This is a genomic window from Paracoccus sp. (in: a-proteobacteria) (genome assembly GCF_047973135.1).
Taxonomy (GTDB): domain Bacteria; phylum Pseudomonadota; class Alphaproteobacteria; order Rhodobacterales; family Rhodobacteraceae; genus Paracoccus.
In genome coordinates this window covers 1-13,917 of record NZ_JBKEBL010000276.1, presented here as the reverse complement: position 1 = coordinate 13,917, position 13,917 = coordinate 1, and the positions used below count along the sequence as shown (strand labels likewise).

The following is a 13,917-nucleotide window of genomic DNA, read 5'->3' as shown; positions in this document are numbered from 1 at the left end:
TGCAGGATCAGCATGCGGACGACCCGGCCAATATCGACGCCCTTGCCCGCATGCGGCGCCATGACCAGCGCGTACAGCGCCAGATGCCAACTGTGTTCGGCACTGTTTTCCCGGCGCGAGCCATCGCAAAGCGGGCTGGCCCGGCACACCGATTTCAGCCGGTCGGCCTCGGCCAGAAAGGCCAGCCGCGCGCCCATGTCACCGTCAACCGCCCGCCCGTCCATCAGCGCCGAGGCGGCGGTCATCGCTTCGGGCCATTCGTCCCACAGCCGCGCGGCACGCCCGCCATCCATGTTGTCGCGCACGATCCGCACATGTTCGGGCAAAGGCTTCGGCGCCAGCAGCACCTGAAACAGCGGCTGGACATGATCCATCCGCTTGGCCATTGCGGCGTCCGGCGTCTGCGCCGCCTCGAATTCCTGCCACAGGGCAAGCGCCCGGTCCTCGGGCAGGATCCCGAACAGGCGGCGGGCGGCAGTATCCTCGGCGGCCTGAACGGCTGCGGCATCATGGGTCAGGTGAATCGGATGATCACCCACGTCGATTTCCACCAGATCATGCAGCAGCAACATCGCGATGGCCCGGTCCGACGCCCCGAACACCGCCCCGAACAGCGCCACATGCCAGCTATGTTCAGCGCTGTTTTCGGGCCGCGACAGATCCATCAGCACATTCGCGCGATCCACCGATTTCAGCCGGTCAGCTTCGGCCAGAAACGCAAAGCGCGCCGCCAGCCGCGCATCGGACATCAGCGGGTCGTCTCGGTCAACCGCCGCCGCACATAGGCCTGCACGGTCGAGATCATCGGCTTCATATGCACTTCGTCATCGCGGAAAAAGTGATCCGCGCCCTCGATTTCCTCGTGGGTGATGGTAATCCCCTTCTGCTCGCGCAGTTTCGAGACCAGCACATGCGTGTCCTTGGGCGGAGCCACCCGATCCGCCGTGCCGTTGATGATCAGCCCCGAATTCGGGCAAGGGGCGAGAAAACTGAAATCATACTGGTTGGCGGGCGGAGACACGCTGATAAAGCCGGTGATCTCGGGACGGCGCATCAGCAATTGCATGCCGATCCACGCGCCGAAACTGAACCCCGCCACCCAGCAATGCTTGGAGTTGGGGTTCATCGCCTGCAAATAATCCAGCGCAGCGGCGGCGTCCGACAATTCGCCGATGCCCTGATCGAACTCGCCCTGACTGCGGCCCACCCCGCGGAAATTGAACCGCATCACCGTGAAGCCCATGTTATGAAAGGCGTAATGCAGGTTATAGACGACGCGGTTGTTCATCGTCCCGCCGAACTGCGGGTGCGGATGCAGAACGATGGCGATGGGGGCGTCGGTTTTGCCGGGTTGCGGATGGTAACGGCCTTCAAGGCGGCCTTCGGGGCCGGGAAAAATCAGCTCTGGCATCGTCGTCCTTCAGCGGCATTTAGGTTTCTTGACGCGCACGGGCGCGGCTTCTAGACCAACTATCTGGGAAGCTGGCGGACCCTGCGCAAGAAACAGGCTGAGGCGGCATAACGCAGCCATGCGCCGCCCGTCAATGCTGCGCCAGCAAAACAAGGGAGGAAAGGCGATGAAACTGTCCACCAAGGGGCGCTATGCGGTCATCGCCCTGACCGATCTGGCCATCGCCACGGGGGATGAGATGACCTCGCTGGCCGAAATCTCGCGTCGTCAGGATATTTCCCTGCCTTATCTGGAACAACTTTTCGTCCGCCTGCGCCGGGCCGGGCTTGTCACCTCGGTGCGCGGTCCGGGCGGAGGCTATCGCCTCGCCCGGACACCCGAAACGATTCGCATCGCCGAGGTGCTGGAGGCCGTGGACGAAACCGTCAGCGCGCTGCATGTCGGCGCGGGCGCGTCAGGCGGTGTCTCGGGTTCGCGCGCGCAGACCCTGTCCAACCGGCTGTGGGAAAGCCTGTCGGCCCATGTCTATGTGTTTCTGCATAACCACACTCTGGCCGACGTTGCCCGCAACCAATTGCTGCCCTGCCCGGCACTGCCCAAGATTTTGAATGTGGTGGATGAATAGGCGGCAAACCGTCCTGCCCTGCCACTGCGGCAAATATTGAACGCTTAGCAAAAACGGGCCGATAGATCTATGATTTGATATATTCCATGAGCCCCCGGAAAACGGGCGGTTCACATTATTGGTTACATTGTATTCAGGGAGGAAACAGAATGCATTACCACAGATTGCTGATGGCGGGTGTCGCGACATTCGTTTCTCTTCATGCCGGAATGGCCAACGCCCAGAACCGCGCAAGCTTTTCCGAATCTCCGGCGGACGCCTGGTTCGACTTTGCTCCGGTCGCTCCGGCAGTTGGTTGCAATCAGCTTGCGTCGCTGAATATGAAAGACGTTATTTTCATCAAAACCACGCGGGTCGAGAGCGACGATTTGCCGCCCTTCTGCCGTGTGCAGGGCATAATCCGGCCCGAAATTCAGTTCGAGATTGCGCTGCCTGACAACTGGAATCGTCGCCTTTACATGTTCGGAAACGGCGGATATGCGGGCCGTGATCTTTCGGGCTCTGGCCGCCTTGCCTACAGGGACAACGCGCTCAGGCATGGTTTCATGTCGGTTCAGCAGAACACAGGCCATGACGACCGGACGGCACCGCTTGGCGAATTTGCCGACAATGATCTGGAAAGACTTGTTGATTACACCCACCGGGCTGTTCACGTCACTGTCGAGACTGCCAAAGAGCTTGCCGAAGTCTATTATTCTGACCGGCCATCCTATTCATATTGGGATGGTTGCTCGACTGGTGGGCGTCAGGGTCTGATGTCGGCGCAACGGTATCCGGGTGACTTCGACGGTATCGTTGCAGGCGCGCCGGTGCTTGATTTCAGCAATACGCAGATATGGGGTGTATACAATGCGCAGCAATTGGAAAAGGCTCCCATTTCCGCGGCCCAGTTACCGGCCCTGTCCAAGGCCGTAATGACGAAATGTGACGCGATCGACGGATTGGAGGATGGCCTGATCACCGATCCCCGGAACTGCGCATTCGAACCCGGCACCGACTTGCAGCAATGCGACGGCGAGGCGGGCGATTCTTGCTTCACTGCGGGTCAGATCGCGGCGCTGCAAGGGATCGCGAAAGGCGTGACCGTCGATGGCAAACAAGTGTTCCCTGCCGTTCCCTGGGGGGTTGAAGGCCTCGACCCTTCCGGAGAAAGCGGGTGGAACGCCTGGATCGTTTCGGAAAATGGTCCAAGCCGCCAACTTGCTTATGGCGAGTCCTTTCTTCAGAACATGGCTTTGTTGCCCATGCGCGGTACCGACATCGACTGGCGAACATTCGACATCGAAAAACGCTATACCGAGATCGGCATGATCCGCGACCTCGTTGATGCCAACGACCCTGACCTGTCAGGGTTCGCAAGACATGGCGGGCGCATGATCACCTATTTCGGCTGGGCGGATCCCGCTTTGAACCCGCTTATGGGGGTGAACTACTATGAAAGCGTGCGCCAGCAGATGGGTGCCGATCAGACCGCCGATTTTTATCGGCTTTTCATGGTGCCAGGCATGTTTCATTGCCGTGGCGGTTATGGACCCGACAGATTTGACGCCATGCTTCCCCTTATGAAATGGGTGGAAATGGGCCAGGCCCCGGAACAGATCGTTGCCGGCCAGTACGAGGAAACGAATCTCGTCCGCACCCGACCGTTGTGCCCCTATCCCAAGGTCGCTGTGTACGCCGGAACCGGCGACACAACCGTGGCAAAGAACTTTTCGTGCAGATTGCCATAGGCCTGACCGAATTTGGCAAGTCGCTTCGATATAGCCAGACGCGTCTCAAGTGATCATGCTGTCTGGCTATATCCTGTTGATTTAACGACGATGCCGCGCAGGTTTTGTGATCGGGAACCGGTTCCGTCTGCCATACAAGATCAGCCGCCCCTAGCCCAACGGGCCGGGGCGGCGTTCCTCGGACAGCATCACATTCGCCTCGACCTGCCCAACGCCCGGCAGGGTCATGATGCGGCGGCGCAGGATACGTTCGAAATCAGAGATGTCGCGGGCAGTGATTCGCAGGCGATAATCGAACTGGCCCAGAACGTGCTGAACCGTCTGCACCTCGGGAATGGCCGTCACGGCGCGTTCGAAATCTTCCAGCGATGTCCGGCCCTTGGCTGCCAAACGCACGCCCAGAAACACGGTCACGCCGAACCCCAGCGCGGCGCTGTCCACCACCACGCGGCGGCCCGCCAGCACGCCCGCATCGGTCAGTTTGCGAATCCGCCGCCATGCCGCCGGTTGCCCGATACCCACCGCACGCCCGACCTCGGCCGCGCTGCGCGTCGCGTCCCCCGCCAGCAGGCGCAGAACCGCCAGATCGGTCGCGTCCAGCCCGCTCATAACGCCAGTTCCGCGCTGTCCTTGATGGTCGAGACCAGCATCAGCGCATCGCTGTCCGCCACATGCGGCAGGTTCAGGATCCGGTCGCGGTAAATTTGCTGCCAATGGGCTATGTCGCGCGCGATCACCGACAGGCGCAGATCGACACTGCCCAGAAATGTCTGAATTTCAATGACCTCTGGAACATCCCTTGCGGAGGCGATGAACTCGTCGAAAGCGCGGGGACTGGTCTTGTCCAGGGTGAAGCGCAGGCTGACCTCGACCTCCCATCCCAGGGCGCGCCAGTCGATCCGGGCCTGAACCGCCGCGATCACCCCGGCCTCTCGCAGCCGTTCAAGCCTCCGCCACAGGCTTGCCGCCGTCACCCCGGCGCGTTCCGCCAGAACCGCATTCGGCGCATCGGGATCGGCCAGAAGCTGACGCAGAATGCGCCGATCGGTGGTGTCGGGCATGAATTTCATTCTGAATGCATCCTGCGGGCATGATCTTTTCACCCATCTTGCAAATTTCGCGAAAATTGAACATCCCCCACGCGCAACAGGGGTTAGAAACCCCGCCATCAGTCGAGGAAAGGACTCAACATGCGCGTTTATTATGACCGCGATTGCGATGTGAACCTGATCAAGGACAAGAAGGTCGCCATTCTGGGCTATGGCAGCCAGGGCCATGCCCATGCGCTGAACCTGCGCGATTCGGGTGCCAGGAACGTCGTCATCGCGCTGCGCGAGGGCAGCCCCTCGGCCAAAAAGGCCGAAGCGGAAGGGCTGAAGGTGATGGGCATTGCCGAAGCCGCCGCGTGGTGCGACCTGATCATGTTCACCATGCCGGACGAATTGCAGGCGGAAACCTACAGGAAATACGTCCACGACAACCTGCGCGAGGGCGCGGCGATCGCATTCGCCCACGGCCTGAACGTGCATTTCGGCCTGATCGAGCCGAAAGCCGGCGTCGATGTCATCATGATGGCCCCCAAAGGCCCCGGCCACACGGTGCGCGGCGAATATGTCAAGGGCGGCGGCGTGCCCTGCCTTGTGGCCGTGCATAACGACGCCTCGGGCAAGGCGATGGATCTGGGCCTGTCCTATTGCAGCGCCATCGGCGGCGGGCGTTCGGGCATCATCGAGACGAATTTCCGCGAAGAATGCGAAACCGACCTGTTCGGCGAGCAGGCGGTGCTGTGCGGCGGTCTGGTCGAACTGATCCGCATGGGTTTCGAGACGCTGGTCGAGGCCGGGTACGAGCCCGAAATGGCCTATTTCGAGTGTCTGCACGAGGTCAAGCTGATCGTCGATCTGATCTATGAGGGCGGCATCGCCAACATGAACTATTCGATCAGCAACACCGCCGAATATGGCGAATATGTCAGCGGCCCGCGCATCCTGCCCTATGACGAGACCAAGGCCCGCATGAAGGCCGTGCTGCGCGACATCCAGACCGGCAAGTTCGTGCGCGATTTCATGCAGGAAAACGCCGTTGGTCAGCCGTTCTTCAAGGCGACCCGCCGCATCAATGACGAACACCAGATCGAGCAGGTGGGTGCCAAGCTGCGCGAGATGATGCCCTGGATTTCCAAGGGCAAGATGGTTGACAAGGCCCGGAACTGATCGGGCAGAAGGGGGGCTTTGGCCCCCTTTCTTCTTTTCACGGCACGCGGCAAGACGGATCATCATGTTCGACATCCTGACCATCACCGGCGTGATATTCGTTCTGATCGGTACGGGATATGTGTCGATCCGCCTCGGGGCCTTTTCTTCCGCCGAAATGGCCACGCTTGGAAAGTTCGTGGTGAATCTTGCGCTGCCTGCACTGATTTTTCACGCCGTCTCGTCCCGATCCCTGGGCGAAATCGCCAATCCCGGTTATCTGGGCGCGTATCTGGCCGGATCGCTGGCGGTCTTTGCCATAGGTTATCTATGGTCGCGGCGGGCGGCGGGCGAGACTGCCGGGGCGGCCACCTTTCGCGCGATGGGCATGTCCTGTTCGAACAGCGGTTTTGTCGGCTATCCGGTGCTGCTGATGGCCCTGCCCGAGGTGGCGGCGACCGCCCTTGCCATGGGCATGATCGTCGAGAATCTGGTGATGATCCCGCTGATCCTGGCCCTTGCCGAACGCGCCCGCAGCAACGAGGCCGCGCCCCGGAGGCTGGCAATCCAGATCGCGCGGAGGCTGACGCGCAACCCGGTGGTGATTTCGCTGGCGCTTGGCATTCTGGTGTCGGTTTCCGGCGTGACCCTGCCTACCGTAATCGCCCGCCCCGTCGAGATCCTCGCCTCGGCCAGCGCCGCCGTCTCGCTGGCGGTGATCGGCGGCACGCTGGCCGCCCTGCCGCTGCGCAGCCTGAACCCGCAGGTGATGGTCGTGGTTGCCGGAAAGCTGTTGTTGCATCCGCTGCTGGTCGCGCTTGGGCTTGTCCTCATGTCGGCCCTTGGCTGGGGCGTCGGGGATCCGCAACTGGCTGCGGCAGCAGTCATCATGGCCTCGGTGCCGGTGATGGCGATCTATCCGATCCTTGCGCAAGGTGTGGGCGAGGAACGGAATGCCGCGCTGGCGATGCTGGTGATGACGGCACTGTCCTTTTTCACCATCAGCGCCACTCTGGCGATCACCTTGCCCTGACGGTTGCGACCCGAGACCCGAGACGCGCGACAAAATGCTTGCTTCAGGAACGGGCTGCGGCTAGCTGTCGCAACAGGAATTCGGGAGAATCTGGCCCAACCGCCGGTGCCGAAGGAGCAGCCGCCCCGGCGAACTCTCAGGCAAAAGGACCGTTTTCCACAATGAACTCTGGAGAGTGGCCTGACCGGCCCGCCGAAGGGATAACGATCTCAGGCGCCCGCAAGGGCGGGGACAGAGGGGGCATCGTCGCGCGGGCATCAGTGCCCGTCCAACCGATGCCGGTCTGCCGGCAAGACAGCGAAGGAGGCCAGATGGCCGAGAAACTGCGCCGGACCGGGCTTTACGATCTGCATGTGGCGCGCGGGGCGCGCATGGTTCCCTTTGCGGGCTGGGAAATGCCCGTGCAATATCCCATGGGCGTCATGGCCGAGCATCTGCACACGCGCGCCCGTGCCGGGCTGTTCGATGTCAGCCATATGGGGCAGGTGCTGGTGGTGCCAAGCGATGGCCGCCTTGAAACGGCGGGCGCGGCGCTGGAACGGCTGATCCCGGCCAGCGTGCTGGGGCTGGAACAGGGGCGGCAGCGCTATGGCCTGTTCACCGGCGATCAGGGCGGCATTCTGGACGATCTGATGTTTGCCAATCGCGGCGATCATTACCTGCTGGTCGTGAACGCCGCCTGCGCCGATCAGGATATCGCGCTGCTGCGGACGCTGGCGGATGTCGGGATTCGCCCTGTCACGGATCGCGGGCTGCTGGCCCTGCAAGGGCCGCAGGCGGCGGATGTTCTGGCGCGGCTGGTGCCAGAGGTGGCTGCGATGCGCTTTATGGACAGCCGGATCATCGGCTGGGACGGGGCGGAATTGTGGATCTCGCGTTCGGGCTATACCGGCGAGGACGGGTTCGAGATTTCGGTGCCCGAGGCGCGGCTGGTCAGGTTTGCCGAGGCGCTGCTGCGGTTCGACGAGGTCGCGCCCATCGGCCTTGGTGCCCGCGACAGCCTTCGGCTGGAGGCCGGGATGCCGCTTTACGGGCATGACATGGATCAGGACGTCAGCCCGGCGCAGGCGGCGCTGGCCTGGTCGATCCCCAAGGTCCGGCGCAAGGGCGGCGCGCGCGAGGGCGGGTTCCCCGGGGCCGATGCGATTCTGGCGGAACTGGCGGGCGGCCCCGTCGTCACGCGCCGGGGGCTGCGCCCCGAAGGCCGCGCGCCGATCCGCGAGGGGGTTGCGATCTTTGCTTCGGACAGCGGCGGCGAACCGGTCGGCACGGTCAGTTCGGGGGGCTTCGGCCCCTCGGTCGGCGGGCCGGTCGCGATGGCGCGGATCCCGGCGGATATTCCCGATGGTGCAACGCTTTACGCCGAACTGCGCGGCAAGCGCCTGCCGGTGCGCGTCACCCCCCTGCCCTTCATCACCCCAAGTTACAAACGCTGAGGAACATCATGCTGAAATATACCGAAGACCATGAATGGCTGCGTGCCGAGGGTGACGAGATCATCGTGGGCATCACCGCCCATGCCAGCGAACAGCTTGGCGATGTGGTGTTTATCGAGCTGCCCGAAGAGGGGCGCGAGGTCGAGGCGGGCGAGGAAATCGTGGTGATCGAATCGGTCAAGGCGGCATCCGATATCGTGGCCCCGGTCGCGGGCGTGATCACGGCGGTGAATGCCGATCTGCCCGACAATCCGGGCGCGGTGAATGACGACCCGATGGCGGCGTGGTTCTTTCGCATCAGGCCGACCGGGGCGGGCGCGCTGGACGGGTTCATGGACGAGGCCGCCTATGCCGCGCTGATCGGCTGATTGCCGGGCCGTTGGCCCGGCGGCAGAAGGCGGGGGGCCAGCCCCCCGCACCCCCCGGTCAGGGGGTGTTCCACCCCCTGACAACCCCCAGGACATTTGGACAGCACAGATATCATGACCCGCTGGAACCCGACCGACTATAACCCCGACGATTTCGCCAACCGCCGCCATATCGGCCCCTCGCCCGCCGAGATGGCCGAGATGTTGCAGGCGGTCGGTGCGGACAGCCTTGAGGCGCTGATCGATCAGACCGTGCCGCAGGCGATCCGTCAGGCTGCGCCGCTGGACTGGCCGGCCTTGTCCGAAGCCGCGCTGCTGGCCCGGATGGAGGAGGTCGCGAAGAAGAACAAGGTTATGACCAGCCTGATCGGGCAGGGCTAGTACGGCACCGTAACCCCGCCCGCGATCCAGCGGAATATCCTTGAAAACCCCGCCTGGTACACGGCCTATACCCCCTATCAGCCGGAAATCGCGCAGGGGCGGCTGGAGGCGCTGTTGAACTATCAGACCATGGTGGCCGATCTGACCGGCTTGCCCATCGCCAATGCCTCGCTGCTGGACGAGGCGACGGCGGCGGCCGAGGCGATGGCCATGGCCAGGCGGCAGGCGAAATCGAAGGCGGATGCCTTCTTTGTGGCGCATGACCTGCACCCGCAGACCATCGCGGTGATCGAGACCCGCGCCGCCCCCTTGGGCATTCGCGTCGTCAAGGGGCCCGTGGACGATCTGCGGCCCGATGAGGTGTTCGGGGCGATCTTTCAGTATCCCGGCACTTATGGCCATATCCGCGACCTGACGCCGGAAATCGAGGCGCTGCACGGCGCAAAGGCGCTGGCCATCGTCGCCACCGACCTGCTGGCGCTGTGCCTGCTGAAATCGCCGGGCGGGATGGGCGCGGATATTGCGGTCGGGTCAGCGCAGCGTTTCGGGGTGCCGATGGGCTATGGCGGGCCGCATGCCGCCTTCATGGCCTGCCGGGACGATCTGAAGCGCGCCATGCCGGGCCGCATCGTCGGCGTCAGTGTCGATAGCAGCGGCAACAAGGCCTATCGGCTGGCCTTGCAGACACGCGAACAGCATATCCGCCGCGAGAAAGCCACCTCGAATGTCTGCACGGCGCAGGCGCTGCTGGCGGTCATGGCGTCGTTCTATGCGGTGTTCCATGGCCCCGAAGGGTTGCGGGCCATTGCGCAGCGGGTGCATCTGAACGCGGTGACGCTGGCCGGTTCGCTGCGCATGGCGGGGGCCGAGGTCGCGCCCGATGCCTTTTTCGACACGATTACCGTCAAGGTCGGCGTCGGGCAGGCGGGTATTCTGGCCGCCGCCGAACAGCGCGGCATCAACCTGCGCAAGGTTGGGCGTGACCGCGTGGGAATCAGCCTCGACGAGACGACCGATGCGGGCGTGATCGCCCGGCTGCTGGACGCGTTCGGCATAGACGAGGCGGCGGAACCGGCGACCGCCCCCGCCATCCCCGACGCCCTGCTGCGGGACAGCGATTACCTGACCCATCCGGTCTTTCACATGAACCGGGCGGAATCCGAGATGATGCGTTACATGCGCCGTCTCAGCGACCGCGATCTGGCGCTGGACCGGGCGATGATCCCGCTGGGTTCCTGCACCATGAAGTTGAATGCGGCGGCCGAGATGATGCCGATCACCTGGCCCGAATTCGGCGCGCTGCATCCCTTTGCCCCGCGCCATCAGGCGGCGGGTTATACCGAGGCGATTGCCGATCTGGACGCCAAGTTGTGCCAGATCACCGGCTATGACGCGTTCTCGATGCAGCCCAACAGCGGCGCGCAGGGGGAATATGCCGGGCTTCTGACCATTGCCGCCTATCACCGCGCCAATGGCGACACGCAGCGCGATGTCTGCCTTGTCCCGGCCAGCGCGCATGGTACCAACCCGGCCAGCGCGCAAATGGCGGGCATGAAGGTCGTGGTGGTGAAATCGGCGCCGAATGGCGATATCGACCTTGAGGATTTCGCCGACAAGGCGGAGGCGGCCGGCGACAGGCTGGCCGCCGTGATGATCACTTATCCCAGCACGCATGGCGTTTTCGAGGACACCGTGCGCGAGGTCTGCAAGATCGCCCATGACCATGGCGGGCAGGTCTATATCGACGGGGCGAACATGAACGCGCTGGTCGGGCTGGTGAAACCCGGCGAGATCGGCGGCGATGTCAGCCACCTGAACCTGCACAAGACCTTTGCCATCCCGCATGGCGGCGGAGGTCCGGGCATGGGGCCGATCGGCGTCAAGGCACATCTGGCCCCGCATCTGCCGGGCGACCCTCAGGCAGGCGAGGGGGCAGTCTCGGCCGCGCCCTTTGGAAGCGCCTCTATCCTGCTGATTTCATGGTCTTATATCCTGATGATGGGCGGTGCGGGGCTGACGCAGGCGACGCGGGTGGCGATCCTGAATGCGAACTATATCGCCTCGCGGCTGGCTGCGGCCTATCCGATCCTGTTCATGGGCAACCGCGGCCGCGTGGCGCATGAATGCATTCTGGACACGCGGCCCTTCGCCGAACATGGCGTAACTGTGGACGACATCGCCAAACGACTGATTGACAACGGTTTTCATGCTCCGACGATGAGTTGGCCAGTGGCCGGAACGCTGATGGTCGAACCCACCGAGTCCGAAACCAAGGCCGAGATCGACCGCTTTGTCTTGGCGCTGCTGGCGATCCGGGACGAGATTACCGACATTGCCGAGGGCCGGATCACCGCCGCCGAAAGCCCGCTGCGCCGCGCCCCGCACACGGTCGAGGATCTGGTGGCCGAATGGGACCGCCCCTATAGCCGTGAACAGGGCTGCTTTCCTCCGGGCGCTTTCCGGGTGGACAAGTACTGGCCCCCGGTGGGCCGGGTGGACAACGCCTATGGCGACCGTCATCTGGTCTGCACCTGCCCGCCGCTGGACAGCTATTCCGCGACGGCAGAGTAACCTCTGGCCCCGCAGCCCCCTGATCCTGAAACGGCTACAAGGGCGGCTGTCGGCGGCTGAGGTCAGCGCCCTGATGGTACCGGCAGATCGAACGACCGTCCGGCGAAGAAACGCCTTCCGGGACCGTGAATTTGGCCGTCCTTGCGGACAGGCCAAATCGCGATCTTGGTGAAAAGGAATGCGTCCGTTCGGGCATAACGGCATGGCTGACGCAGAAAAATTGCGGCACAGATTTTGTCATCGAAATCAGCTTCCCTCAGCCATATAGCCAAACGCGTTTGAAATGATTATGTTGTTTGGCTATAAAATTTTGATTTTACACTGATTTTTCGCCAATTCGATGATCGAATTGGCCTCCGTCAGCTATATCATGCCCCGTCACTGGCACGCAGCCATTGACGCGCGGTGCGAACCCGGCCATATCCCGCCCTGCGCGGAGGGCCGGATGACCGCGGGGCCGAAAGGCCGCGAGGAAAGTCCGGACTCCATAAGGCGACGGTGCCGGGTAACGCCCGGCGGGGGCAACCCCAGGGAAAGCGCCACAGAGAACAGACCGCCACCCGTCAGGGCGGCAAGGGTGAAACGGTGGGGTAAGAGCCCACCGGGGGGCTGGCAACAGTTCCCGCATGGCAAGCCCCACCGGGAGCAATGCCGAATAGGGACCGCGCGCGGAGCGATCCGCAGGGCCGCCTTGCCCCAGCAGGTCCGGGTAGGCAGCTGGATCCGGTCGGCAACGACCGGGCAAGAGGAATGGTCATCCATCCGTGGCCCCACGCCACGGGTGACAGAATCCGGCTTACAGGCCCTCCGCGCGTCCAATTCCGGCCAGATCATGTCCAGACACCTGGATGCCGCAATTTGCAGGCGTTCTTCAGATCGCAATGAAGGTGGCAATCCCTCAGGGTGAAGATGTTGAAACGGGGTCCGATGCTGATGTCGGCCCCAAGCATCAGACGGGGAACAGCCAAGGATTATGGCCAGGCGCGTTCAATGTGACTATCCTGTCTGGCTATAACCTTTTGATTTTACGCTGTGGCTCGCGCAGTTTCTGTAACCGGAATCAGCTTCCGTCAGCTATACAAAGCGGCCGCCCAGTGGGCGGTCGGTCGTTGGCCCGACGTGCTTCGCAGTTGATTTCGGGCCGGGTCTGCCGTGCCACCGCCGCAAGACCAGGCCTTCGGGAACGGCCATTTGTCAGGCCCGTTGGTATCATTCGTCAGCTTTTTCGCGGTTGGGCAGACTCTGCATCAGAGCAAGGGAGAGGGGCGGGGGCGGGTCGGCCTGACCGTCGCGGGGCCAGAACGCTTCCGTCTGAGGAAAAACCCTCTGGTCGGTGCGGGGGCCCATCAAACAGATGCAGGCCCGTTCCGGTCCGTCAGGCGTTACGGCTGGTCAGGCTGTCGCGCAGGCGGCGCAGGATGTCGCGCATGGCGTCCAGATCCTCTTCGCCCAGTTCCCCGAACAGGCGGTCCACCACAGTCCGGTGCTCGGAGGCGAGGGTTTCGAAATAGGTGACGCCTGCGGGGGTCAGGCGCACGGTGACGCGGCGACGATCCTCTTCCGACAGAATACGCGAGACCATCCCGTCCTGCACCAGCCGGCTGACCACCGTGGTGGCATTGCCGTTCGAGATCAGCAGCGTCCGCGACAATTCGGTCATCGTCAGCCCGTCACGGCTGCGATACAGCGCAGCCATCACGTCGAAACGCGGCAGGGTCGTATCATGATCGACGCGCAGAAATTCGCGCAGCTCATTCTCGACGGCGCGCGTCACCCCCAGCATGCGGATCCACAGTTTCAGCCGACGCACGGCAAGCGGGCTGCCTCCGGCGGCTTGCGCCCTGGTCTCAATATCTTGCAGGTTCATTCCGATTCCCATCTTCGTCTGGCCGCGTCACGAAATTCGCACCGATATACAGATCTGTCATCCCGGCGGAAATCACCCCACCGGGGCCTTTAGAGACAATCGCCTGAACCGTCCAGCCTGACGCGCGTGCGGGGTGACGGGCGGGGTGACGGCCTGACCCAGCTTACCGCAAGAATTTTAAATTTGAAGCGGTTTTGCCCGGATGGCAATCCGCGCGCACCACACGGGCCTGAAATTGTCGTGCAAACGCATCGCCCTCCTGCTAACTGTTGAAAACGCCGTTACAATCACCAAGAGGCTTTC

At 63.1% G+C, this 13,917-nt stretch carries 11 protein-coding genes, 1 other RNA gene, 1 pseudogene and 1 riboswitch; of the genes and pseudogenes, 8 read left to right on the top strand and 5 right to left on the bottom strand.

What is annotated here, in order from left to right; genetic code table 11:
- Both ACK5L9_RS20390 and ACK5L9_RS20385 read right to left on the bottom strand, forming a co-directional pair.
- A partial coding sequence (locus tag ACK5L9_RS20390) for an HD domain-containing protein (protein ID WP_416913285.1) occupies positions 1-749 on the bottom strand: 749 nt, incomplete at its 3' end.
- Complete coding sequence (locus ACK5L9_RS20385) at positions 749-1,411, bottom strand: alpha/beta hydrolase (RefSeq protein ID WP_416913284.1); 663 nt, start codon at positions 1,409-1,411, stop codon at positions 749-751. The genes ACK5L9_RS20385 and ACK5L9_RS20390, both read right to left, overlap by 1 nt.
- Before the next feature lie 166 nt (positions 1,412-1,577).
- Here ACK5L9_RS20385 and ACK5L9_RS20380 point away from each other — a divergent pair, with 166 nt between their 5' ends.
- Both ACK5L9_RS20380 and ACK5L9_RS20375 read left to right on the top strand, forming a co-directional pair.
- The gene (locus tag ACK5L9_RS20380; RefSeq protein ID WP_416913283.1) at positions 1,578-2,036 is read left to right on the top strand and encodes an Rrf2 family transcriptional regulator; all 459 of its coding nucleotides are present in this window, start codon (positions 1,578-1,580) and stop codon (positions 2,034-2,036) included.
- 149 nt (positions 2,037-2,185) lie between these two features.
- Positions 2,186-3,766: a DUF6351 family protein gene (locus ACK5L9_RS20375; RefSeq protein WP_416913282.1), complete on the top strand. Its 1,581-nt coding sequence runs from the start codon at positions 2,186-2,188 to the stop codon at positions 3,764-3,766.
- A 150-nt stretch (positions 3,767-3,916) separates the two neighbouring features.
- Here ACK5L9_RS20375 and ACK5L9_RS20370 read toward each other — a convergent pair whose 3' ends face one another.
- A complete protein-coding gene (locus ACK5L9_RS20370) occupies positions 3,917-4,375 on the bottom strand; it encodes an Lrp/AsnC family transcriptional regulator (protein WP_416913281.1) in 459 nt (152 codons plus the stop codon).
- The gene (locus tag ACK5L9_RS20365; RefSeq protein WP_416913280.1) at positions 4,372-4,827 is read right to left on the bottom strand and encodes an Lrp/AsnC family transcriptional regulator; all 456 of its coding nucleotides are present in this window, start codon (positions 4,825-4,827) and stop codon (positions 4,372-4,374) included. Before ACK5L9_RS20365 ends, ACK5L9_RS20370 begins: the two co-directional genes overlap by 4 nt.
- 129 nt (positions 4,828-4,956) lie before the next feature.
- Between ACK5L9_RS20365 and ilvC the strand changes: the two genes are divergently transcribed.
- The 6 genes and pseudogenes from ilvC (at position 4,957) to rnpB (ending at position 12,562) form a co-directional block, all read left to right on the top strand.
- A complete protein-coding gene (gene ilvC, locus ACK5L9_RS20360; RefSeq protein ID WP_416913279.1) occupies positions 4,957-5,979 on the top strand; it encodes a ketol-acid reductoisomerase in 1,023 nt (340 codons plus the stop codon).
- Positions 5,980-6,043: 64 nt separating this feature from the next.
- Positions 6,044-6,991 carry an AEC family transporter gene (locus ACK5L9_RS20355; protein ID WP_416913278.1) on the top strand — a complete coding sequence of 316 codons (948 nt, stop codon included), beginning with the start codon at positions 6,044-6,046 and terminating at the stop codon, positions 6,989-6,991.
- A 71-nt stretch (positions 6,992-7,062) separates the two neighbouring features.
- Positions 7,063-7,153: riboswitch (glycine riboswitch) on the top strand.
- A gap of 149 nt (positions 7,154-7,302) precedes the next feature.
- Complete coding sequence (gcvT, locus tag ACK5L9_RS20350; RefSeq protein ID WP_416913277.1) at positions 7,303-8,427, top strand: glycine cleavage system aminomethyltransferase GcvT; 1,125 nt, start codon at positions 7,303-7,305, stop codon at positions 8,425-8,427.
- Between the two features lie 11 nt (positions 8,428-8,438).
- Positions 8,439-8,795 carry a glycine cleavage system protein GcvH gene (gene gcvH, locus ACK5L9_RS20345; RefSeq protein ID WP_416913286.1) on the top strand — a complete coding sequence of 119 codons (357 nt, stop codon included), beginning with the start codon at positions 8,439-8,441 and terminating at the stop codon, positions 8,793-8,795.
- Positions 8,796-8,909: 114 nt separating this feature from the next.
- Positions 8,910-11,747: pseudogene (gene gcvP, locus ACK5L9_RS20340) on the top strand (aminomethyl-transferring glycine dehydrogenase).
- 433 nt (positions 11,748-12,180) lie between these two features.
- Positions 12,181-12,562: RNase P RNA component class A (rnpB, locus tag ACK5L9_RS20335), an RNA gene on the top strand.
- A gap of 560 nt (positions 12,563-13,122) precedes the next feature.
- Here the strand turns inward: rnpB and ACK5L9_RS20330 are convergent.
- Positions 13,123-13,614, bottom strand: a complete 492-nt coding sequence (locus tag ACK5L9_RS20330; RefSeq protein WP_416913276.1) for a MarR family winged helix-turn-helix transcriptional regulator — start codon at positions 13,612-13,614, stop codon at positions 13,123-13,125.
- Positions 13,615-13,917: the final 303 nt, after the last annotated feature.

Bases quoted from the DNA above. Each gene is read 5' to 3' on its own strand.
- ACK5L9_RS20355 (WP_416913278.1), top strand. From the start codon at position 6,044: ATGTTCGACATCCTGACCATCACCGGCGTGATATTCGTTCTGATCGGT.
- gcvT (WP_416913277.1), top strand. From the start codon at position 7,303: ATGGCCGAGAAACTGCGCCGGACCGGGCTTTACGATCTGCATGTGGCG.
- ilvC (WP_416913279.1), top strand. From the start codon at position 4,957: ATGCGCGTTTATTATGACCGCGATTGCGATGTGAACCTGATCAAGGAC.
- ACK5L9_RS20385 (WP_416913284.1), bottom strand. From the start codon at position 1,411: ATGCCAGAGCTGATTTTTCCCGGCCCCGAAGGCCGCCTTGAAGGCCGT.
- ACK5L9_RS20380 (WP_416913283.1), top strand. From the start codon at position 1,578: ATGAAACTGTCCACCAAGGGGCGCTATGCGGTCATCGCCCTGACCGAT.
- ACK5L9_RS20330 (WP_416913276.1), bottom strand. From the start codon at position 13,614: ATGAACCTGCAAGATATTGAGACCAGGGCGCAAGCCGCCGGAGGCAGC.
- ACK5L9_RS20365 (WP_416913280.1), bottom strand. From the start codon at position 4,827: ATGCCCGACACCACCGATCGGCGCATTCTGCGTCAGCTTCTGGCCGAT.
- ACK5L9_RS20370 (WP_416913281.1), bottom strand. From the start codon at position 4,375: ATGAGCGGGCTGGACGCGACCGATCTGGCGGTTCTGCGCCTGCTGGCG.
- ACK5L9_RS20375 (WP_416913282.1), top strand. From the start codon at position 2,186: ATGCATTACCACAGATTGCTGATGGCGGGTGTCGCGACATTCGTTTCT.